Origin of the sequence: Moraxella cuniculi DSM 21768, from assembly GCF_900156515.1 — a bacterium.
Lineage (GTDB): Bacteria > Pseudomonadota > Gammaproteobacteria > Pseudomonadales > Moraxellaceae > Moraxella > Moraxella cuniculi.
Genome location: NZ_FTNU01000001.1, coordinates 231,773 through 254,341 on the forward strand (window position 1 = coordinate 231,773; position 22,569 = coordinate 254,341).

The window sequence follows — 22,569 nt, forward strand, 5'->3', positions numbered from 1 at the left end:
ATGACTAATAGATGGATTGTTGATTGCAAAAATTGTGTAATATCTATGTGCTAAAATAAACCATTTTGGCAAAATTGGGCGATTGGTCGCGTGGCTTTTTGGCAGTGCAGTAGGTAAATTTGGGTTTGTTATGTCTGTATCAAAAAATTGGCTAAAATCATTCTTGCTTATCGGCGTGCTTGGTGGCGCGGTGGTTTATCCATCACCATCGCTGGCGACGGATTTGTCATCATTATTTGGCAAAATAAAAAATGAGCCAAAATTTCTGCCCGTTACCGAAGCCTTTAATGTGCAGGCTGTACAGCTTGATGATGAGCTGGTACTGACATTTCGCGTGCGTTCTGGTTATTATTTGTACAAACAGCGTTTATCGCTTGACTTGCCACCACAAATCACCGCTGGTGAATGGACTTTTGACAAAGAGCCAATCATCATTGACGACCCAAATTTTGGTACAGTGCCAGTTTTTGATGGCGATGTTGTAGCACGCATAAAATTAACCAGCACGGCAGCGGTGGATAATCAATCAATCGGTATCCGCTGGCAGGGTTGTGCCAAAGCAGGACTGTGTTATCCGCCAGAATTGATTGCCTTGCCTGTCAGTCTGCCAGCAAGTGATGCACCAACGCGAGCGAAGCAGCCCGCCTTGCCATCAAAGACACAAAGCCAATCAACCATCACCTCACCCAATCAGCCCACGCCACCTGTCGTGAGCATACCGCCAGCTGCCGACAATCTGGGCGATAATCAATCTGCAAATAATCAGCTTGACGACCAAACTGCTGTGCAGGACAGTCAGACGGCAAAATACCCGCTCAATCATCGCCTGCCTGATAACAGTAGTAGTGATGATAAGTCGCCCTTGCTGATGATTGCCTTGTTGTTTTTGGCAGGGCTGTTACTGGCATTTACGCCGTGTATTTATCCGATGTTGCCGATTGTCGCCAATATTGTTGCTAGGCAGCACGCCAAAGCCAATGCAAAATACGGCTTTATCTTGTCTTTATCCTACGCTTTTGGCGTGGCAAGTGCTTATGGCATTTTGGGGGTGTTAATTGCATGGTTTGGACAAGCCCTCGGTATTGGCTCTTGGCTACAACGCACCGAAGTGCTGATTGTTGCGGTGATGTTGTTTGTTATTTTTGCATTGATGATGTTTGGTTGGCTGCAATTTCGCCTGCCTGCCAGTATTGCCAATAAACTAACCAACAATGCTCGCTGGGCGGACAGATGGCTTGGCACAGTCGGCGGCAGTTATTTGTCAGGTTTGCTGTCGGCATTGGTGGTGTCGCCTTGTGTGTCGGCACCGATGGCAGGGGCATTGACGATGGTGGCTGCCAATGGCAATCTGCTTTTTGGTTTTGTGGCATTATTCGCCCTAGGTTTTGGGTTGTCGATACCGCTGATTATTGTTGGCTCGCTGCAGGGCAAATGGCTACCAAAGGCAGGTGCGTGGATGCAGCATATTCGCACGCTGGGTGGGTTTTTGTTGCTTGGCGTGGCGTTATTTTTGACCGAACGCTTGTTGGTATCGCCATCAATGTTGCTGCTATGGGCGATATGGTTTGTTGCCTTGGCGATTTGGCTTGCGATTGCTCTTGGTTCATGGCTGCGATTGTTGGCGGTTGTTCCTATGGCTTGGGCGGGATTGCTGATTTATGGTGCAACGCTGGGTGCGATAGATGCGTGGCGACCTTGGCAAAAGCCAGTGCAGACAGCGGTTGCCAATCAAGATATCAGGGTGTACGATTTGGCAGAGCTTGATAAAATTTTGGCAAGCCATGACAAAGTTCTGGTGGATGTTACCGCTGATTGGTGCGTGCAATGTCGCGTGATGGAGCGAACTTTGTTTACCAATCGTCCTGATGAGCTTGCCAGCTATCAAGTGGTCAAACTTGACATTACCAAAACCAATGAACAAAGCCAAGCGATTTTGGCACGCTATCAGTTGTTTGGCCCGCCTGCACTCATTATTTATAAGCAAGGCACCTTGCAAGAAATTTTACTTGGCACAACACAGTCAGAGGTCTTTAAAGCCACTTTGGCAAAATATTAAACTGCAACTGGTCGGTTTTGATAAGCATGGTACGCCAAGTGAAGTTGTTTGTAGTTTTGCTAATCACTTGGTGTATTTATGCTGTGCAACAGAACCTTGCAATATTTATCAAAGATGAGCATGAACAAAGACAAACTTGATGCCAAAGCGTGGCTTTTGGGGTTATTTACCACGACATTATGGGGCATGAATTTTTTGGTGATAGATTTGGGCTTGCGTCAGCTTGACCCATTTTTATTGACCTTTTTGCGTTTCTTTTTTTGTGCCGTGCCTTTGGTATTTTTTATCAAAAAGCCACAAGGCATCTCTTGGGCGGTGCTGTTTTTGTATGGCAGTTTATTTGCTTGTGGTCTGTGGTGGGTGGTGAATTTTGCTATTCATCAGGGCTTATCGGTGGGGCTGTCGGCGTTATTTTTACAGTTCAGTGCGTTTTTTACCATCATATTGGGCGTAATGTTGTTTAAAGAGCGTATCAATCGCATTCAAATTAGTGGCATGATGCTCGCCTTTTTTGGGCTTGTCTTTTTGATTTATCATAAAAATACCGCAAGTACGCTACAGGGCATTGGGCTAATTTTGTTGGCAGCGTTGGCGTGGGCGGTGTGTAATAGCATCATCAAACGCTACAAGCCAAGCGATATGATTGCTTTTATTGTGTGGTCAAGCCTTTGTTCCTTGCCTGCTTTGTTTGTGATGACGCTGTGGGTGAAGGGGGTGGATTTATTCATCAATCTGCCCAGCCAAATGAATGCCGAAGCATGGTTCTCGGTGTTGTTTCAGGCTTATATTACGACAATTGTCGGCTATATGATTTGGAATAATTTGATGCGACAATATCCTGTATCGCAGGTGGCACCGCTGTCTTTGATTGTGCCGATTGTCGGTGCGGTGTCATCATACTTACTGCTTAATGAGCCGATGGATATGATAAAAGTTACTGCAATCATCATCGTGCTTTTAGGCTTGGGTATTTTTATGAATGCTAATAAAATAAAACAAAAATCAGCTGGCTTATCTTAAAAATTACCAAAACAAAGCTGGGTCGGTACACGCAATTTGCATCTGTATAAAATCACACAATTGTATCTTAAAGGCAAGCGATTGCAAAATGGACTTGATTATTGAATAAAAAACAGGCATGATAATCTTACCGAGCAAATTTGTTCACTGAATCGCTCGGTGCTTTTCACTTAAAGACAAAGGAGTTGTTTATGCGTTATGCAAACCCAAATACCGAAGGCAGTAAAGTTTCATTCAAGCCTGCATACGATAATTTCATTGGTGGCGAGTGGGTTGCACCTGCTGATGGCGAGTATTTTGATGATATTTCGCCCGTTGATGGCAAGGCATTTGCCAAAGTCGCCAGATCAAACGACAAAGATCTCAAACTTGCCCTAGATGCAGCACACGCTGCCAAAGAATCATGGGGCAAAACCTCGCCCACAGAGCGATCTAATATTTTGTTAAAAATCGCCGACCGCCTAGAGGAGAATTTGGAGCTTTTGGCGGTGGCTGAAACATGGGAAAATGGCAAGCCTATCCGTGAAACACTGGCCGCTGATATTCCGCTTGCCATTGATCATTTCCGCTATTTTGCTGGCTGTATCCGAGCCCAAGAAGGCGGCATTTCACCAATTGACGAAGATACCGTTGCTTATCATTTTCATGAGCCAATTGGCGTGGTTGGGCAGATTATTCCGTGGAATTTCCCCATCTTGATGGCGGCATGGAAAATCGCACCAGCACTGGCAGCGGGCAACTGTATTGTGCTAAAACCTGCCGAGCAAACGCCTGTGAGTATCATGGTGCTTATTGAACTGATTGAGGATTTGTTGCCAAAAGGCGTGCTAAATGTCATCAATGGCTTTGGCGCAGAAGTAGGGCAGGCGTTGGCAACCAGTCCACGCATTGACAAGGTTGCATTCACAGGCTCAACCGAAGTTGGGCAAAAAATCATGCAATTTGCTTCCGAAAACATCATTCCTGTAACACTGGAATTGGGCGGCAAATCACCCAATATTTTCTTTGCTGATGTGATGGACAAAGATGATGAATTCTTGGATAAGGCATTGGAGGGTTTTACAATGTTTGCCCTAAACCAAGGCGAGGTCTGCACTTGTCCATCTCGTGCTTTGGTGCATGAGAGCATCGCCGAAGCCTTCTTGAAAAAGGCGGTTGAGCGTGTACGCACAATCAAAACAGGACACCCTTTAGATACCGAGACCATGATTGGAGCACAGGCATCAAAAGAGCAGCAAGATAAAATCTTGGGCTGTATTGCCAAGGGTAAATCCGAAGGAGCGGCCGTCTTGACAGGTGGTGAGGCACGCAGTGAGGTGGACGGTGGTTTTTATATTGAACCAACCATATTCAAGGGCGAAAATAGCATGGAAATTTTCCAAGAGGAAATTTTTGGCCCTGTGCTTGCTGTTACAACCTTCAAGGATTTTGACGAAGCCATCAGCATTGCCAACGATACCATGTATGGCTTGGGTGCAGGCGTGTGGAGCCGTGATGGCACAACCGCTTATCGTGCTGGACGAGCGATAAAGGCGGGCCGTGTCTGGACAAACTGCTACCACATTTATCCTGCCCATGCGGCATTTGGTGGCTACAAAAAATCAGGCATTGGGCGAGAAACGCACAAGATGATGCTCAACCATTATCAGCAAACCAAAAATCTGCTGGTAAGTTACTCGCCAAAAGCAATGGGCTTTTTCTAAGCTGTGATTGACTTATAATGATAAAAACTTGGCTTGTATTGAGCCAAGTTTTTTGTTTTGATATACAACCTGCTGTGATGTTTGATAAACAAATGGCTTGAGCGGTGTTTTGGGTTTTAATCTGTCGTGGATAAAGTGGGCTTATAAGAGCGGCTGCTCAAGGCTTAAAAATGGGATAAATATTTTTATTTTTCTTAATAATTCATATCAATAATTGTCATTATCCACTGGATTGGTGATTGGATTTTGGTGTGATAATTACCATAAAAAACCCTGCAAAAATGCAGGGTTTTGGCTGTGTGAGCTTAGTCTTTTTTGTTGATACGATTTTCCCAGAAAGTGGCATTTTTGATGCCAAGTTTGACAGGGTCAAAAGTATAATTGCTCACACCAGCTTTTTTCTGGGCTTCATAATCTTTCAGTGCCAAGATGGCAGGTTTTGCCATAAAGAAGATGAGCAAGATACCAATAATGTTCAGCCAAGCCGTCAGACCAACGCCAATATCGCCAATGTTCCAGATATAACCTGCTGAATTAACCGCACCATAGGCAACAGCAAACATCAGCACGATTTTGATGGCAAATAACGCACCTGTGGTTTTCATTGAGCGAGTCAAATACGCCACATTGGTTTCGGCAATGTAGTAATACGCCATGATGGTGGTAAATGAGAAGAAAAATACCGCAATCGCCACAAAAATACTACCAAAACTGCCAAACACGCTAGAAACGGCCATTTGGGTGAAAGCAGGTGTTGAAATCATCGCAGAGCTAACATCGATGTTTTGGACAATCCAAGAACCCTCAGGCAGTGTGCCTTGGATATTGTACATGCCAGTCATCAAAATCATAAAGGCGGTTGCCGAGCAGACGAACAAAGTGTCAATATATACAGAAAATGCTTGCACGATGCCTTGTTGGGCAGGGTGCTGTACTTCTGCGGCTGCGGCATGGTGAGGGCCTGTACCTTGACCTGCTTCGTTAGAATATACACCACGCTTGATACCCCAGCCGATGGCTGCACCAAAGCCTGCTTGAGCGGTGAAGGCATCACCAACAATTAGGCTGATGACCTCAGGTAATTTGTTGATATTAAACAAAATAATCAATACCGCCATGATGATATAGCCAAGTGCCATAAATGGTACGACAAATTCAGCCACGCGTGCGATGCGTTTGATACCGCCAAAGATAATCAGACCTAGAATTGATACAACCACAAGGGTAACAATCAGGGCATTCATGCCAACTTCGCCAAAGACGGTATTAACCATCTCACCTGGGCCTGTCAGACCAACGATGGCATTGACAACGCCATTGGCTTGTACGCCCGGCAAGAACAATCCGCAAGAAATGATGAACGATAGGGCGACCAAAATGCCATAGAATTTCCCAAAAGCACCACCAAAAAACTTATCAAAATAATAAGCAGGGCCACCACGATATTGTCCGCGGTCATTTTCTTTGTAGATTTGACCAAGTGTGGACTCAACATAGGCGGTTGAAGCACCCAAAAATGCCACAATCCACATCCAAAATACCGCACCGGGACCACCAAAACCAATCGCTGCTGCAACCCCTGCGATATTGCCCATACCGACACGCCCAGCAACCGCAACGGTCAGTGCCTGAAATGAGCTGATACCCTCTGGTGATTCATTGCGAGCAAACAGCAAGCGAATCATTTCTTTAAAATGACGCACCTGCATCAATCGTGTCAAAATACTATAAAATAAGCCTGCTGCCAAGCACAAATAAATCAGTGCAGGACTCCAAATAACGCCATTGATGGCATCAATCATTTGTTCCATAGTGTAAATTCCTTTACCATACCCCAAAGGGTTTACTGTATAAACATCATCGCCGCTCTTTTGGCGATGGCGATGAGTTGCTTTGCTCAAATCGGATACAAAATTGCTACAACCATTGGCATCCGAGCAATATATCCACTTGATAGTTGCAATTTGCCACAAAATTTCTCTAAAATCTAGCAAAAAATGCAATTTTTCGTAAAATTTTATGAATTTTGCCAGATTTTGTTGATTTTTTGATTTTCAGAAGCCAAATAAAGCCTAATTTTGGCTAATTTGACAAGCCCAAAGGTGATTTGCTTGTGAATTTTGTCTAAATTTGGTAAGTGTTGATTGAAAAATCCAAGCAAAGGCGGTATGTTATGGCATGATAAGCCAAGGCTTTGATTATTTATTGTTTTGTGATGTATTGGCAGGTTTTGCATTAACCGTTATTAACCTGCGTTTTGGGAGTGATTATGAAATTTGATAGCAAAAAGCATTTGATTTTGCCAGCTTTGTTGGCGACAACTTTGACAATGTCAGGCTGTGGGTACAACACTTTGCAAGCCCAAGATGAGCAGACGGCTGCCGCTTGGTCAGAGGTGGTGAACCAGTACCAACGCCGTGCTGATTTGGTGCCTAATTTGGTGCAAGTGGTTGAGCGTTATGCTTCGCATGAGCAGGCAGTGTTTGGTGAGGTTGCCGAAGCCAGAGCCAAAGTGGGCAGTGTGCAACTGACTCCAGAGCTGCTTAATGACCCACAAGCCATGCAGCAGTATCAGCAAGCACAAGGGCAGATGACCTCTGCATTGTCTCGCTTGATGATGGTCTCGGAGCGTTATCCAGAGCTAAAAGCAGATGCTTTGTTCCAAGATTTGCAAGCCCAATTAGAAGGAACAGAAAACCGCATCACTGTGGCACGCAATCGCTACATTGAGGAAGTTCGCAGTTATAACACAACCGTGCGACAATTTCCAACCAACTTGACCGCCAAAGTATTTGGTATGCAGCCTAAGCCGAACTTCACTGTTGATAATGAGGCGGCTATTGCAACCGCACCGCAGGTAAATTTTGGTGGCAACAATACAAGCAATGATGGTAAATAATCATATATGCTAAATTTGCTAACAAAAAATGCAACAGCCATGACAGATGATAATGTGGCTACCCATTGGCTTATCAAGGGGTGCTTGTGGCTGCTTATTATCTGGGTGCTGACGGTGCAGTTTGGGCTACAGGCTTTGGCAAATACCGAAAGCTCATACGCATCAGTCCAAGAAGATGAGCTTGCTGCCTTGGTGCTGGCCACCAAGCAAGGTGAACAAGATTCGGTGCTGGGTGAACTTGAGCAATCGGTCGGTGAGTTTGTTAATCAACAAGACAGTTCCGCCAATCCGCCAGAGCCTAAGCAGACAAAAACATCGCAGGCAGCTGCCGTTACGCATGATAAACTTATCCTAAACAGCCCTGTGGTTGATGCTGCTGGCATTTTAAGTGCTGACGAAAAGCAGCAACTTAGCTTGCAATTGCAAAAAATCTATCAAGATGGTTTGGCACAGGCGGCATTGGTAATTGTGCCAACGACCAATGGCATGAGTATTTTTGATTATGCAATGGCGGTGGCAAATCGCTGGCAACTGGGGCGTGCTGATACAGATGATGGCTTGCTGATTGCTGTAGCAATCAATGATAGAAATTTGTATATCTTAACAGGCTATGGACTGGAGGGTGTGCTGCCTGACGCTGCCGTCAAACGCATTATTCGTGAGCAAATTACCCCAAACTTTAAGCAATCGGCATATGCACAAGGTTTGTCAGCAGCCATCGCAAAGATTGACGAGCGTTTGCGTAGCGATCCTGAGACATTGGCACGAGCTGATGCTGCTGCAAGCAATGCAGCCGATGAGGCTGTCGGCATTGATATTATTGGCTTGTTTATCATTGCCTTGGTGCTTGGGTCATTTTTGCGAGTGATATTGGGACGACTCATTGGGTCGTTATTGGGTGCTGTTGGTTTTGCTACTGTTGCTGTCATTGGTGGTGCTAATTTAATCATCGCTGTTGCTGCTGCTTTTGTGCTGCTGATATTATTGTTATTACAAGGCGTCATACCGCTTGGCATGGGCAATCATCGCTCGGGTGGCTTTGGCGGTGGTTTTGGTGGCGGCGGATTTGGCAGTGGTGGCAGTTTCGGCGGTTTCGGCGGAGGCGGTGGTAGCTTTGGCGGTGGCGGTGCAGGAGGGTCTTGGTAATGCAGCTTATTCAATCAACAAAAAGTGTGGCACGGCTGTGTCGTCAGTTAATCCATGTGCCACCACTGCACAATCGCTGGCTAACTGCCGAAACCAAACAACAACTCAGCCAAAGCATTGCAACAGCCGAGCTTGGGCATCGTGGCGAGATTTATTTGATTGTTGAAAATCATCTGCCCATTGCCACCGCCTATCATCAGGATTGTCGCGAGCGTGCCTTGCACTTATTTGCCACGCATAGGGTTTGGGATACCGAGCAAAACACGGGCGTGCTGATTTATTTGAATTTATGTGAGCATGATCTTGAGATTATTGCTGATCGTGGCATTGACCAAAAGGCACATGATGACTGCTGGCAGCAACTATGCCAGCAGACGCTTGATTTGTTCAAACAGGGGCAAATGCAAGCAGGGTTGGCTCGGCTGATTGAGCAAATTGGTAATTTGTTGCGAAAGCATTATCCAGACGATGATACAGCTGGCAATGAATTGCCCAATCAAGTGGTGTATTTGCGTTAGATCCAAGGGTTAAAAACAGGCTAAAAGCCACACGGCTTGTCTGAACTGGCTTGCTGTTTGGTTTGGTAGGATAGATAAGGTCAGTGTTGGCATTGGCTGGCGGTATGATCAATTGACTTAAGCAAACCACTGTTTTGCCAAAAAATTATAAATTTCTCTTGTTTTTTTGCACAAAATTTTGTATAATTTCGGCTCATTTTATATCCTTGTCGTGTTCGTCATCAAGTGCTGTCAAAGGGATAGCCACGACACACAGGTTTTTGTGGAGAACTAAGATGTACGCAGTAATCAAAAGTGGCGGTAAGCAACACCGTGTCAGCGTTGGCGAGACTTTGAAAGTTGAGCTACTAAAAGCCAATGTCGGCGATACGCTAAAAATCGAAGATGTGCTGATGGTGGTTAATGGTGCTGATATTAAAATCGGTGAGCCACTCGTTGCTGGTGCCAGTGTAGAAGCTGAAGTGGTTAGCCATGGTCGTGGCAAAAAGGTGCGTATCGTTAAGCATCGTCGCCGCAAGCACTATCACAAAGAGCAAGGCCATCGCCAATGGTTCACTGAACTAAATATCAAAGCCATTAACGCTTAATTCACTTTTATATTTTGATACCATTGTGGTATTCTTACAGGAGATATTCTCATGGCACATAAAAAAGCCGCAGGTTCTACTCGTAACGGTCGTGATTCTAACCCAAAAATGCTTGGCGTAAAAGTATTTGGCGGTCAAGATGTTGTTGCTGGTAATATCATCGTGCGTCAGCGTGGCACCGAATTCCATGCAGGCGAGGGTGTTGGCATGGGTCGTGATCACACGCTATTTGCCTTGACCGAAGGTGTGGTGAAGTTTGAAACCAAAGGTCAGTTTAACCGTCGCTATGTTTCTGTTTTGGCAAAATAATTTTTGCTGACAGTCTTACAGCCAAAGACTCATCGTGTATTCATGATGGGTCTTTTTGAGTTTAATAAATCTTAAGAATATTATGATTGATAATGTTTTGCTGGCTTTTTTGATTACTTGTGCTGCAGGCTTGGCAACTGTGCTGGGCAGCGTGCTGGTATTTTTCCAAAAAAGCCCAAGCCCTAGGGTATTGGCTTTTGGACTTGCCTTTGCTGCAGGTGCGATGGTATTTGTCTCTTTGACAGAGATTTTTTCTAAGGCGGTGCAGAGCTTTACCACAGGTGGGCATTTGGGCTTTGTGTGGGCGACGGCGGCATTTTTGGCAGGTTTGCTCGCGATTTTGGCACTGGATCATCTGATTCCCAATCCGCACGAAACGCTTGATGTTAACGACCCAAGATTTCAGGATCAAAATCAAAGCTACCTAAAACGCATTGGCTTGATGTCAGCTTTTGCCATCACTGCACACAATTTCCCCGAGGGCTTGGCAACTTTTTTTGCAACGCTAGACAGTCCTACCATCGGGGCACCGCTGGCATTTGCCATCGCTGTGCATAACATTCCTGAGGGTATATCAATCGCCGCACCGATTTATTTTGCCACACAAAACAAACGGCTGACAGTGGTCGCCTGCTTGATTTCGGGTTTGGCAGAGCCACTGGGTGCGGTGATGGGATATTTTATTTTGCGTCCATTTTTATCGCCAGATATTTTTGGTTGGGTGTTTGGCATGATTGCAGGCACGATGGTATTTTTGGCGATGGACGAACTATTGCCTGCAGCCAAGCGGTATTCTGCTGGGCATGAGACAGTCTATGGCTTGGTGGGTGGCATGGCGGTGATTTCCATCAGCTTAGCACTGTTTAGTATGCAGCAATGAACCAAAAAAAGCTCCATCATACATGGAGCTTTTGTTGATTTATTTTTGAATCCATTGGCGGATTTTTTCGCGTTCTTCTTCGCTGGCATTTAGCCACAGTTGCATAAAGCCATCAAGATTGTCTTTGTTTGCTGTATTGGTTGTTTTTGGTGGTTGATTGATGGCAGCAATGGCTTGTTGGTTGCTATTTACTGCTTGATTATCACGACCAAACATATTGCCAATAGCACCTGTGATGCCTGAAAGCAGTCCTGTGCGGCTCTGAGTAGTGCTTTCTTGGGCGATGATGCTGCCATTATGAGCGATTGCCAAGGTTGGGGCTTTGGCATATTCTTTGGCAGCGTTATAATTATTTGGCTGATTTGGCATAATGAGCTGATATTGTTGATTGTCCGCCAAATCTGCCGAAATGGTGATGTTGTCAGATTTTAGGTAGTCGTGGTCGCTGTTGCTGATGTCAAACAGTCTGTCATAGCGTGCGGTGATGACATGACGACCAGCTTCTAGGCTAAAAGTTTTTTGCAAAGGTTGCAAAAGTCCGTGTCGGATTTCTTGTCCATTAATGGCGGTAACTTTGATATTATCATCAACCTGAAGTTCTACTTTGGCGATGGCGATATTGCTGGCTAGGGCGATGCCCAATGCACTGGCGATGGTGATTTTTTTCATAATAATCCTTGTTGTGGTTGGTAAATAAAATATCGATTGTCAATATTCTGTAGTAACTACATTGTCGGCAATCTCAAGCATAAAAGTCTCACGCAGGATAATTTCTTTGGCCTCGTTGATGGTTTTTTTGGGGATTTGTACGCGTGATAATTTGGTAAATAAAGGCTTGATAAATTCCAAAACGCTGATGATGCCACCTGCATTATGAGGGCCTTCGATAACCAAATATTCAAAAATTTCTGCTGGCAGTCTCCAGTTTTTCTTTTTTAAGATGGTATTTATCAAGATGCGACGATCTTCGACATCGTTGTTATCAGGCAAGGTAAGCATGGGTGCCAGCGATAGGCGAGTCTGCAGGTCTAACAAGCTGATTTGTAATTCACGAGCTGGCATGGTGGCAAAATACAGAATCTGCTTGCGGTGTTCACGAATGCGGTTGATGAGATGAAACAAGCCCTCTTGCCACTCTTGCTTGTGGCGTACCAATTGCAAATCATCAATAATAATCAAATCAAACAGCTCAAGACCAACAAGAGATTCGGCATGGGGATCTTGTTCTATGATTTCGCTTAAGTTTAGGTTGATGACCATCTTACCTGTATGTCGTGTGTATTCATTGTAGATGGCGTTTGCCAAATGCGTTTTGCCAAAACCGCGATCGCCAACAATAAATAATTCGTGCAGTTTGCCATCGCGTAGTTTGGTGATGGCCTCCAAAATTGGACGAAAACTTGCGGACCGAAAATCGTCCAAAGTGATCTCTGGGCGAAGATCAAGGTTGATAAGGTCAAAATTACTTGCAGAATCTTGTAGCGTTTTGCTCACGATTATTGCCCCAATTGTACGATAAATTATTCAAACATCACTGTTTGTGCCGTTGTTATTGTTGATTGAATTTTGTCTGTGCTGACAGTTTCTTGGGTATTGTGTTGCTTATATATAGCACATATTGTATATTCCAATCAATAACTTTGTCAAATTTTATCGGTTTGTTGTGTTTTTGGGTGAAATATCATTCATCTTCCCACAGTGGTAACTGCCTTTGACCCTTGTGCCATTCACTGCCCAAATAAGCCTCATAGGCATAGTGAAATAGCACATTAATCACTGCCGAAACAGGCAGGGCGATAAGCATACCAACAAAGCCGAACAATGAAGCACCTGCCAGCACCGCAAAAATCACCCACAAAGGCGACAGACCGATTTTATCCCCCAAAAGCAGTGGTTGTAAAATATAACCCTCAACCGCTTGCCCAACCATAAATGCAGCAAAAATCAACCCCAAATAAACCCAGTCAAGCCCAAACTGGAATACCCCAGCAATCAACGCTGCAATGATGCCGATACCAAAGCCCAAATACGGCACAAAACTGGCAATACCTGCCATAATGCCGATAATCAGCCCCAGCTGCAGGCCAATCAATTGTAGTTGAATGGCATAAATCGCCCCCAGTAGCAACATGACCAGCAACTGACCTTTGGCGAAATTCATCAAAGCACGGTCGCAATCTTTGGCGATGCTAACAACTTTTTTGGTATAAGGTTTGGGTATGGCAATCCGCCAAGTTTCCAACCGTTTATCCCAGCCGAGCAAAAAATAAAAGGTCAAAATCGGCACCATAACCGCCAAGCCAATGTTATTAGCAGCAGACATACCAGAGGTGAAAATTTGTTTGATGATGCCTTGTGCGTCCGAAACTTGATAATTGTTTTGCAAATAGGCAATCGCCGAATTGGAAATCAAGTCAATATCCAGCGGCAGAAGTTGGTTGTCGGTATGCTGAGCAATCCACGCACGACCAGTGTCATTATACCAGCTGATAATCTGCGGCAGGGATTCCCACAGAAGCTGCAACTGAGCCCACAGCATTGGCACAAGCCAAATAATCAACGCCGCCGCGACAACGATACAGCTGATATACACCACCGAAATTGCCAAAATTCTCGGCATGACAATTGATAATTTGCTGACCGTGGGATTTAAAAAATAAGCCAAAATAAATGCAGCAACAAAGGGGGCGATGACACCCTTCATTAAAAACAACGCATAAACAAATATGCACAGTGCCACCAAAATAAATAAGCGGCGAAAAAATGGGTCAATTTTGTGTGGATACATGGCAGTGGCTAAAAATGGCAAATAAATATCTATTGTAGGCGATTTTTGTTGAATTTGCACCTGATTTTGTGTATTTTTTCTGTGCATTTGCTGACATGGGAAATTCGGGCAGCTTTGGTGAAATAATTTAGCCAATGATGATTTTTTCGCTGAAAATTTGGTATAATTAAGCAATTGATTGTGTATTTATGATTGATGATTTGACGATTAAATACTTTTTATTTTTCAAGATTGATAAGGGCAAAGCATGACCGAACAAACTTCATTAAGCTATAAAGATGCAGGTGTGGATATCGATGCAGGTGAAGCATTGGTTACACGCATTAAGTCAGTTGCCAAGGCAACCAGTCGTCCAGAGGTACTGGGCGGATTGGGTGGTTTTGGGGCATTGTGCCGCATTCCAACAGGATATAAATCACCGCTTTTGGTGTCGGGTACAGATGGGGTTGGTACAAAATTAAAATTGGCATTGCAGCTAAATCGCCATGAGACCATTGGACAAGATTTGGTGGCAATGTGTGTCAATGATTTACTGGTCTGTGGTGCCGAGCCGTTGTTTTTCTTGGATTATTATGCTACAGGCAAACTTGATGTTGATACGGCAGCAACGGTCATTGCAGGCATTGGCGATGGCTGTAAATTGGCAAATTGTGCCTTGATTGGTGGCGAAACTGCCGAAATGCCAGGCATGTATCAAGACGAAGATTATGATTTGGCAGGTTTTTGTGTTGGTGTTGTTGAAGAATCTGAAGTCATCACAGGCGAACATGTGCAAAAGGGCGATGTGCTGCTTGCTTTGGCATCAAGCGGTGCCCATTCCAACGGCTATTCACTGATTCGTAAAGTACTTGAGCATACTGGGGTTGATGTGGCAACTTATCAGCTTGACGGTAAGTCGTTGGCAGATGTGCTGATGGCACCAACTCGCATTTATGTCAAATCGGTCAATGCCTTACAAAAAACCTTGGGCAATGCCAACATTCATGCGATGGCACATATCACAGGTGGTGGCTTGACGGAGAATTTGCCACGAGTATTGCCTGAGCAATTGGCAGCTCAAATTGACACAAAGAGCTGGCAGTTGCTAAGTGTATTCCAGTGGCTACAACAAGGCGGCAATATTGAGACTGCCGAGATGTATCGCACCTTCAACTGTGGCGTGGGTTTTGTTTTGGTTGTGCCTGCCGACAAAGCACAATTGGCACAGCAGGAACTTGCCAAGCACGGAGAGCAGGTCTGGCAGATTGGAGAGATTGTTGAGAGAGATAGCCAAGCTGTGGTGTATGTCTAATGCCAAATCAATCTCGCTTAAAAATTGCCGTTTTGGTTTCTGGCAGTGGCTCAAATTTGCAGGTAATGATTGATGCCATGCAAAATGGTTCGTTGCCCATTGAAATTGTCGGTGTCATCAGCAATCGTGAAGATGCTTATGCCGTCGTGCGTGCCAAGACGGCTGGCATCCATGTCAGTGTGTTATCGCACACCACAAGCGGTAAACGCATGAGTATCGCCACTTTTGAAAAACATGCCTTGGAGCAGCTAAACACATGGCAACCTGATTTGGTGGTACTTGCAGGGTTTATGCGTGTGCTGTCGGCTGAATTTATCCATGCAGTACCATGTCCGATGATTAACCTGCACCCATCGCTCCTGCCAGATTATAAGGGATTAGATACGCATCATCGTGTGCTCCGAGCAGGTGAGGCTTATCATGGTTGTAGCGTGCATTTGGTTGTCCCTGAGCTAGATGCAGGGCAGGTGCTGACACAGGCTTGGTTGGCAATTTGCAGTGATGAAACAGCGGAGAGCTTGGCGTTGCGTGTTCAGAAGCTAGAGCATCAACTTGTACCGTTTACGCTGGAGCTAATCATCAAAGGCGTGCTAAATCTAGCCACAATCCAAGCAGGGCAGACAGAGGGCTTTGTGCCATTGCCGTATCGTTTATGGTTGGATTGATAATCTTTGGCTTTGCTAATAAAACACCATCAAGCTTCAGGTCTGATGGTGTTTTAATTTGTTGATAATTTGCACGCCTTGATTGGGTTTGGCATAGGCTGGGGGTTTGTGTGGTTGAAAAATTGTTCCGCGATAAATGAGCATTTGGCAAATACAGCAGCAAGCATGGCGATAAAATCGTACTTAATTTGGTCGATTATGTGAATCTTTGATGACTTGGCTGCTTTGCCCATTGTGTCAAGTTTCAAAGATGGTGCATTATCCGCACCAAATTAGGCTGATAAACTTCCGTGAGTAATGCGTTTTATAGATAAGCAAAAGCCCTTAGTTATAACTAAGGGCTTCTTAATATGGCTCCCCAACCTGGGCTCGAACCAGGGACACACGGATTAACAGTCCGATGCTCTACCGACTGAGCTATTGGGGAATGTCGGTATCTTTCGGCTTATTGCCTCAAGATGTGGCATATTATAGCAGGTTATTTTTGCTTGTCAAGCATTTTTTATAAAAAAATCTAAATTTTTATAAAAATACCAAAGTACCGCTACAAAGGGGAACCATGAACCGTGAAGTTCAGGGCGGATAAGAGTCATACTTATTACGGCTTCCTGATTCATCGGACGATGCAGGCCTGCTCAACAAAGTATGTAACCCAAATCCTAAGATAAGATTATCGGCTCAGGAAATACGCTTTGCTGGCGAGTACTCCAGTGTTGTGTAGTATAGCAAATTTGGGAAAATTTTCAATAGAAAAAATGCCAAAAAATTCAGTAACTGATTGAATTTTCGGCAAAAATATTTTATTTTCTATAATAGGAATGGATTAAGAGCAGGCATAAAAATACCCATCATAATGCTGATGGGTATTAAGTAAAATTGCAAAATTATTTGATTTTTGCTTCTTTAAATAGCACATGCTGGCGAATTTTTGGGTCAAATTTTTTGATTTCCATTTTGCCAGGCATGGTGCGTTTGTTTTTGGTGGTGGTGTAAAAATAACCAGTACCAGCGGTAGAAACGAGTTTAATTTTATCTCTCATGATTGTATCCTTCTAAAACGATGTAATGTGTCAAATCTTAGATTTTTTGACCTTGTGCGCGTAGATCAGCAAGCACTTTGTCAATGCCATGCTTGTCAATGATACGCATACCTTTAGAAGAAACACGAAGACGCACAAAACGGTTTTCAGATTCTACCCAAAAACGATGGTTGTGTAGGTTTGGCAGAAAACGACGACGAGTTTTGTTGTTTGCGTGTGATACATTATTACCCACTTGTGGGCGTTTTCCAGTCACTTGACAGACTCGAGACATGGTGAACTCCTAATCTTGGTGGCACGGATATTGAGCGGTATCGGGTGTGCCAGTTGCTGCTAGGTGCTATTAATGCGGTATGGACACAGCACAGATAAGCAGAACTTATTCATGGTTAGGCCACTTATTTCTTACCGTTAAAGGCGACGACAATCAAGAAGTAGCAAAAAATTAAAGCCAAAATTATACATGAAAGAATTAAATTTGGCAAGAATTTTATCAGATGAACTGCATTTGGCGGTGCATCTGATGATGTATTACGCTTTTGGTGTCAGGGCATTTTTGGGCATGCCAATTCCTTGCCAACCGTAGTGTAGAAAATTGCGGATATTGGCATGATCACTGCCTTCAGGATTTGCCAAGACGGCACGATAATGCTCGGCAAAAAGCGATAGGGTATCAAGCTGATTTAGCCCATGTAATTTGGCAAGGCTAAAGACTTTGGCACTGCCTTCATTGGTGCCAGCGGCGTTATTTAACTCGCCATTGCTAAAGCTGATTGGCGTGTAGTGATAATTTGTTTCAATAAAAGTTATCACATCGGCAAAGTTGAGGCGTTGATCGGCAACACCTGCCAAAATGCGTGAAATATCAGTCATTTGCATGAACCATCTAGTTTTTGATTATCGGTTGAAATAGTCATCATCATCAAAAGAAGGGGGTGCAAAATTACCACCTTGCTCCAAATGACTCATGTGCATTTGCATAGAGCGTTCGTGTTGAATGCGTTGATAGATTTCTTCGCGATGTACAGCGATATCTTTTGGGGCATTCACACCCAAACGAACTTGATTGCCCTTGACGCCCAAAACGGTAACGCTGACCTCATCGCCAATCATCAAGGTTTCGCCGACACGACGGGTTAAAATTAGCATAAGTTACTCCTTATTATGTGCCAATATGCGTTGTTGTTAGCCCGATGAGTCCATCTATTATGAGAGCATACTGGCGAGGTGATTGGGCAATGCCCAAAAAAAATCTGCTCAATACAATATTATAAATCGCATTGAGCAGATTGTCAGCTGATTTTGCACAGACTTTGTTATTTTTTGTTTAACAAAATATATCAAGTGGCACCATCATCAGCTGATTGTGTAATTTATCTTAAAATTATTAAGGATAAAATTACAAGCCAGCCACTTTGCTTTCGCCATCTTGGCGATCCAGTCCAAAGGCAGTGTGTAGCTCTTTGACAGCTTTTTCAAGATGCTGCTCTTGGATTAATACCGATACTTTGATTTCGCTGGTTGAAATCATTTGCAGGTTGATGTTGTTGCTTGCCAAGGTATCAAACATTTTACTGGCAACCCCTGCGTGCGAACGCATACCCACGCCAACGATGGAGACCTTCACCACATCATCAGCACCCGAGATTTCGCTGGCACCGATATCATCTTTGACACGCTCGTTGAGAATTTTTAGGGCTTTTTCATAATCGCCACGCTGAACGGTGAAACTAAAGTCAGTCAAGCCATCAACAGAGGCATTTTGGATAATCATATCAATGTCAATGTTGGCAGAGCTGACAGGGCTTAAGATGGCTGAGGCAATACCAGGGCGATCGGGTACGCCACGCACGACAATTTTTGCTTCATCACGGTTGAATGCGATACCAGAAATTACCGCTCTTTCCATATCATCTCCTTCGTCAATTGTAATCAAAGTGCCAACATTTTGTTTAAAATTATCATCAAAAACGCCATCTGCATTGTCATCAAAACTTGACAAAACTCGCAGTGGCACTTGGTATTTGCCTGCAAATTCAACCGAGCGAATTTGTAGGACTTTTGAGCCAAGACTTGCCATCTCAATCATCTCCTCAAAGGTGATTTTGTCAAGTTTTTTGGCTTTTGAGGTAACGCGTGGGTCAGTGGTATAGACGCCATCAACATCGGTGTAGATTTGGCATTCATCAGCTTTTAGGGCGGCTGCCAAAGCAACGCCTGTGGTATCAGAGCCACCACGACCTAAGGTGGTTACATCACCATGCTCGTCAATGCCCTGAAATCCTGCAACAACAACAACACGACCAGCATTTAGCTCATGAAAGATGGCATCGGTATCGATGCTTTGAATGCGTGCTTTGGTATGCGTATCATCGGTACGAATGGCAACCTGACCGCCTGTCATCGATTTGGCTTGTATGCCGATGGCTTGTAATGCCATTGACAATAGCGAGATAGAAACCTGCTCACCTGTGCAGACCATTTGATCGTATTCACGAGGGTCTGGGTCATTGGTGATTTCACGAGCGAGGCCAATCAAGCGGTTGGTCTCACCGCTCATTGCCGAAACAACGACCACAACTTGATGACCGTTGTCATGCCAACGCTTGACACGAGCGGCGACATTTTTGATGCGGGTGATGTTACCCATCGAAGTCCCGCCGTATTTTTGAACAATTAATGCCATTTTGTTTCCTTAAATGAACCAATCACCCAAGATGATAAAAACCCCAACGATGAAGTTTGTAAAATAGATTGTCTAATTTTGCTGTTATGCTACAAAATTTAACTCTTGCGTATTGTAGCCCATGCGTTTGATAAGGGCAAGCGTTTTTGTGGTCAAGGGTGTATCCATTGGCTGAAAAATCATAAAACAAATCAGCCAAGCGTCAATTATATCTTGTTATAATAGCTTGTCATGAAAGCCTTGTGCAAATTCGCTGTGTTTTTTAGTATCGCTATTAAAAAATTCAAAGCCCAAGCATTTAATTTCTTGATATTCGCCAAAATGATTACAATCAAATTTAATTTGGCTAAGATTTTCCAAATTTATCAAGGCTTGCTCTTTCCAGTCGTCTTTTTGTAATAAATGTCCGCCTTTGGGTTCAAACAGGCATTGATAATACATTTGTTTATTTTGTACATCATTGATTATCATCATATAATCAGGGCTAAATCGCCGACCATCTTCTATATTAAATAGATAATAATCCAATTCATTACGAATTAAATAAATCTCGGCATTTTTATAAGTTTGCTTTAATTTATCAATTTGACTGGCGATAAATTTTACAAAGCGTTTTTCTTCACTTGTGCCATAATTTTCGCTATAAGCATACCAATCAGCGGTATTAACAGCGTATTGCAATTCTTCTTTGTCGTGGCTGGATTGAGCTTTTGCTCGTTCATCGGGTGCAATGAATGTTTTTTCGCCTTGTTCATTGATGGTTGGATACGCTACAAGATAAATGTTCTTTTGTTTTTGAAAAATGGCAGACAAAGGTTTTGGGGTAAATAAACTGCTACCTTTGACAATGGGCAGATATTTATCAATGGCTTTTCGCACCTCTGGCAAAATACTGCCAATCAGCATTTGTAGCTTTTCATGAGCGGACAAATCATCAATGTCTTTGCCTTGAACATGGCCATATTTGATATCATATTTAGGCAAATAAATATCAATCATCTCATCAATACTGCTTATACCCATGATATGTTTTTTTAGATTATTTAATCTAAAAAAACCGTTTTCTGCCAAAATCAATGCCTTATACAACAAATGCCTTGAAAAATATTTTGCACTGATTTTGATGGTTTTGTAGCTTAGGGTAGACAAGGCGGTGTTTTGCTCTTTGTCCGTCAATGTATGCGTATGCAATTTATAACTGCTGGCAATGATTTGTCTGTTAAAAGTCAAATCAATGTCGCTTTGTGTGTTTTTTGAGCGGAATTCTTGGCGATTGACCAGTACAAAGCCTTTTTGATAAGTTTGGCTTTCTAAAAATTTGGGTTTTAAATGAATGGTGCGTTTTTCTACGCCTTCACTGATAATTCCCTCGCCAAGCAAATCTTTTTGTAAATTTTCCAAAAATGTCCCTGTTTTGACAAAATGATAATAAAAGGTTTCTAGCATTCGCCCATTATCATTTGGGTTTTGGTCAAATTTACGCTTAAATGGGTCGGTGCCATACGCATTATCACCGCTAAATAAATCATCGCGGTGATAACTTTTTGGCAATTGATAAGGGTAAAGTCTGGCTCCACGCCCAATCAGCTGAATGTCTTGCAAAGAGACTTTTTTACTTTCTGAAATGTCAAAATGGACAATGTCATATAGGCTCAACACATCCCAACCTTCGTTTAGGGCATTAACCGAAAATATCGCCCGAATGGTGTTTTTAGGGCTGTCAAGCAAGGGCAAAAGCTCGGCTTTTTCTTTGGTTTTGCTGTTATAAATCATGGTGTTGTTTTCAGAAAATCGCTCTTTGATATGAGCAATAAAAGCACCGAGTCCTGTGGTGTCTTGGGTGGTAGCAAGGTTGGCTTTGGCGGATTTTAACCAATAAAACATTTGGGCAATCATCAAGGATTGGGTGTCAAACAAATCCTTTTTTTCTTCTGCCATGCGTTCTAAGTGCTTTAAATCTTCTGCCCTAAGCGAGCTGATGACTTTGTGAAAAAACGCTCTGTCCTCCTCGCTTTGGGCGATTTTGACAGATTTAATCAATACAACAGGATTGATAGCCACGCCCATTTCCCGCTCAGCAAGCAGACGGCGGTATTCGCTCAATACCACTGCATTGACAATCAGTAGGCGTTTTTGGTCGGCAATTTGGGTTTCGTTATTGTATAAAAACGCCACTTGCTTGCTATAGCCATCTTTGTTAAATGCCAAAAAGTCGTATTTATAGACCAGTTTATCTTTATATTTTTTATGAATGTTTTCATTTTTTAAATCCACTGTGGCGGTAAATTCCAGCAGTAAATTTTTAGGATTGGCGTGCAACACCGATTGCACGGCTGTTTCCCAGTTGTTTTCGTCCGCCACTTCGGTTTTTTTCTTGGTATTGACATTGAGCCTGTGAGCCTCATCAGCAATAATAATGGTATCGTTTTTGACAAAATCCTCAGTGCTAATGCTGTTTTCTTTGGGGTGATTGATACGCTCATACAACATTTGCGTACTAAAAAACATAAAGTTAATGCCTGATCGCTTACTGTCCTCAAAGCGTTCTATGGCTTTTGTTGGTGTGGTTTTGCCATTAAATTTAATTTGTTTTTTAAACAAATATTTATCAAAATTTGGGTCGGTAAAATTTGCCAACGCCTGCTGTTTGATTTGTACTTGATGCACCAAAAACACAAAATTACGATAACCCCATTCGTATAAATACAGCACAATCGCCGCCATTGTCAGCGTTTTGCCAGTGCCTGTTGCCATATTAAATAAAATGTGTTTGGCTTTTTGCATTTCGCCACTTTCAAACAAATAAATAAAATGCTTAACCGCCTCTATTTGATAATCACGCAAGGTGCGTGATAGATTGTCTGTAATAAATGCAGGCATTTCAAAGTCAAGCGACCACTGTTGATAATCAGGGTCGTTTTTGATTTGATTAAACAAAAATTCGTTTAGCGTGTCTTTTAATTTTATCTTTTTTGTCATGA

At 43.4% G+C, this 22,569-nt stretch carries 20 protein-coding genes, 1 tRNA gene, 1 other RNA gene and 1 pseudogene; 11 read left to right on the forward strand and 12 right to left on the reverse strand.

Annotation, left to right across the window (positions count from 1 at the left end):
- The first annotated feature begins 130 nt into the window (after window positions 1-130).
- The 3 genes from dsbD to exaC all read left to right on the forward strand — a co-directional run bounded on the left by dsbD (window position 131) and on the right by exaC (window position 4,779).
- A complete protein-coding gene (dsbD, locus tag BW928_RS01100; protein ID WP_076554495.1) occupies window positions 131-2,056 on the forward strand; it encodes a protein-disulfide reductase DsbD in 1,926 nt (641 codons plus the stop codon).
- Between the two features lie 78 nt (window positions 2,057-2,134).
- On the forward strand, window positions 2,135-3,076 hold the full coding sequence (locus BW928_RS01105; protein WP_078309874.1) for an EamA family transporter: 942 nt from the start codon (window positions 2,135-2,137) through the stop codon (window positions 3,074-3,076).
- 191 nt (window positions 3,077-3,267) lie between these two features.
- The gene (exaC, locus tag BW928_RS01110; RefSeq protein ID WP_076554393.1) at window positions 3,268-4,779 is read left to right on the forward strand and encodes an acetaldehyde dehydrogenase ExaC; all 1,512 of its coding nucleotides are present in this window, start codon (window positions 3,268-3,270) and stop codon (window positions 4,777-4,779) included.
- 305 nt (window positions 4,780-5,084) lie between these two features.
- Here exaC and BW928_RS01115 read toward each other — a convergent pair whose 3' ends face one another.
- Window positions 5,085-6,590, reverse strand: a complete 1,506-nt coding sequence (locus BW928_RS01115; RefSeq protein ID WP_076554497.1) for an alanine/glycine:cation symporter family protein — start codon at window positions 6,588-6,590, stop codon at window positions 5,085-5,087.
- Between the two features lie 458 nt (window positions 6,591-7,048).
- On the opposite strand from BW928_RS01115, the gene BW928_RS01120 reads away from it, so the two are divergent.
- The 6 genes from BW928_RS01120 to zupT all read left to right on the forward strand — a co-directional run bounded on the left by BW928_RS01120 (window position 7,049) and on the right by zupT (window position 11,118).
- Entirely contained in the window at window positions 7,049-7,678 is a 630-nt protein-coding gene (locus BW928_RS01120) for a LemA family protein (protein WP_076554394.1), read from the forward strand.
- A 39-nt stretch (window positions 7,679-7,717) separates the two neighbouring features.
- Complete coding sequence (locus BW928_RS01125; protein ID WP_076554498.1) at window positions 7,718-8,824, forward strand: TPM domain-containing protein; 1,107 nt, start codon at window positions 7,718-7,720, stop codon at window positions 8,822-8,824.
- Window positions 8,824-9,342: a TPM domain-containing protein gene (locus BW928_RS01130; protein WP_076554395.1), complete on the forward strand. Its 519-nt coding sequence runs from the start codon at window positions 8,824-8,826 to the stop codon at window positions 9,340-9,342. The genes BW928_RS01125 and BW928_RS01130 overlap by 1 nt, the downstream gene beginning before the upstream one ends.
- A 275-nt stretch (window positions 9,343-9,617) precedes the next feature.
- Window positions 9,618-9,929, forward strand: coding sequence for a 50S ribosomal protein L21 (gene rplU, locus BW928_RS01135; RefSeq protein WP_076554396.1), 312 nt, complete (start codon window positions 9,618-9,620; stop codon window positions 9,927-9,929).
- Window positions 9,930-9,980: 51 nt separating this feature from the next.
- Complete coding sequence (gene rpmA, locus BW928_RS01140; RefSeq protein WP_003659274.1) at window positions 9,981-10,238, forward strand: 50S ribosomal protein L27; 258 nt, start codon at window positions 9,981-9,983, stop codon at window positions 10,236-10,238.
- 82 nt (window positions 10,239-10,320) lie between these two features.
- Entirely contained in the window at window positions 10,321-11,118 is a 798-nt protein-coding gene (zupT, locus tag BW928_RS01145) for a zinc transporter ZupT (RefSeq protein WP_076554397.1), read from the forward strand.
- Between the two features lie 39 nt (window positions 11,119-11,157).
- Here the strand turns inward: zupT and BW928_RS01150 are convergent, their stop codons facing one another.
- The 3 genes from BW928_RS01150 to BW928_RS01160 form a co-directional block, all read right to left on the reverse strand.
- Window positions 11,158-11,787: a DUF2057 family protein gene (locus BW928_RS01150; RefSeq protein ID WP_076554398.1), complete on the reverse strand. Its 630-nt coding sequence runs from the start codon at window positions 11,785-11,787 to the stop codon at window positions 11,158-11,160.
- 39 nt (window positions 11,788-11,826) lie between these two features.
- On the reverse strand, window positions 11,827-12,612 hold the full coding sequence (locus tag BW928_RS01155) for a DnaA ATPase domain-containing protein (RefSeq protein ID WP_076554399.1): 786 nt from the start codon (window positions 12,610-12,612) through the stop codon (window positions 11,827-11,829).
- Between the two features lie 187 nt (window positions 12,613-12,799).
- Window positions 12,800-13,906 (reverse strand): AI-2E family transporter, encoded by a 1,107-nt coding sequence (locus BW928_RS01160; protein ID WP_076554499.1) that lies wholly within the window; start codon window positions 13,904-13,906, stop codon window positions 12,800-12,802.
- Window positions 13,907-14,153: 247 nt separating this feature from the next.
- Here BW928_RS01160 and purM point away from each other — a divergent pair, with 247 nt between their 5' ends.
- Together purM and purN are read left to right on the forward strand one after the other, a co-directional pair.
- Entirely contained in the window at window positions 14,154-15,197 is a 1,044-nt protein-coding gene (gene purM / locus BW928_RS01165; RefSeq protein ID WP_076554400.1) for a phosphoribosylformylglycinamidine cyclo-ligase, read from the forward strand.
- Window positions 15,197-15,862 carry a phosphoribosylglycinamide formyltransferase gene (gene purN / locus BW928_RS01170; protein ID WP_076554401.1) on the forward strand — a complete coding sequence of 222 codons (666 nt, stop codon included), beginning with the start codon at window positions 15,197-15,199 and terminating at the stop codon, window positions 15,860-15,862. The genes purM and purN overlap by 1 nt, the downstream gene beginning before the upstream one ends.
- A gap of 351 nt (window positions 15,863-16,213) precedes the next feature.
- Here the strand turns inward: purN and BW928_RS01180 are convergent.
- The 8 genes and pseudogenes from BW928_RS01180 to BW928_RS01215 form a co-directional block, all read right to left on the reverse strand.
- A tRNA-Asn gene (locus BW928_RS01180) sits at window positions 16,214-16,289 on the reverse strand.
- Window positions 16,290-16,388: 99 nt separating this feature from the next.
- Window positions 16,389-16,579, reverse strand: a non-coding RNA gene (ssrS, locus tag BW928_RS01185) — 6S RNA.
- Between the two features lie 167 nt (window positions 16,580-16,746).
- Window positions 16,747-16,902, reverse strand: a complete 156-nt coding sequence (gene rpmG, locus BW928_RS01190; RefSeq protein ID WP_003659281.1) for a 50S ribosomal protein L33 — start codon at window positions 16,900-16,902, stop codon at window positions 16,747-16,749.
- A gap of 37 nt (window positions 16,903-16,939) precedes the next feature.
- Window positions 16,940-17,176 carry a 50S ribosomal protein L28 gene (rpmB, locus tag BW928_RS01195; RefSeq protein ID WP_076554403.1) on the reverse strand — a complete coding sequence of 79 codons (237 nt, stop codon included), beginning with the start codon at window positions 17,174-17,176 and terminating at the stop codon, window positions 16,940-16,942.
- A 257-nt stretch (window positions 17,177-17,433) separates the two neighbouring features.
- On the reverse strand, window positions 17,434-17,781 hold the full coding sequence (locus BW928_RS01200) for a HopJ type III effector protein (protein ID WP_076554404.1): 348 nt from the start codon (window positions 17,779-17,781) through the stop codon (window positions 17,434-17,436).
- Between the two features lie 102 nt (window positions 17,782-17,883).
- Window positions 17,884-18,051 (reverse strand): annotated as a pseudogene (gene csrA / locus BW928_RS01205) (carbon storage regulator CsrA); the annotation flags it as partial.
- A 250-nt stretch (window positions 18,052-18,301) separates the two neighbouring features.
- Window positions 18,302-19,588: an aspartate kinase gene (locus tag BW928_RS01210; RefSeq protein WP_076554405.1), complete on the reverse strand. Its 1,287-nt coding sequence runs from the start codon at window positions 19,586-19,588 to the stop codon at window positions 18,302-18,304.
- Window positions 19,589-19,804: 216 nt separating this feature from the next.
- Window positions 19,805-22,567 (reverse strand): DEAD/DEAH box helicase family protein, encoded by a 2,763-nt coding sequence (locus BW928_RS01215; RefSeq protein ID WP_076554406.1) that lies wholly within the window; start codon window positions 22,565-22,567, stop codon window positions 19,805-19,807.
- Between the last annotated feature and the right edge of the window lie 2 nt (window positions 22,568-22,569).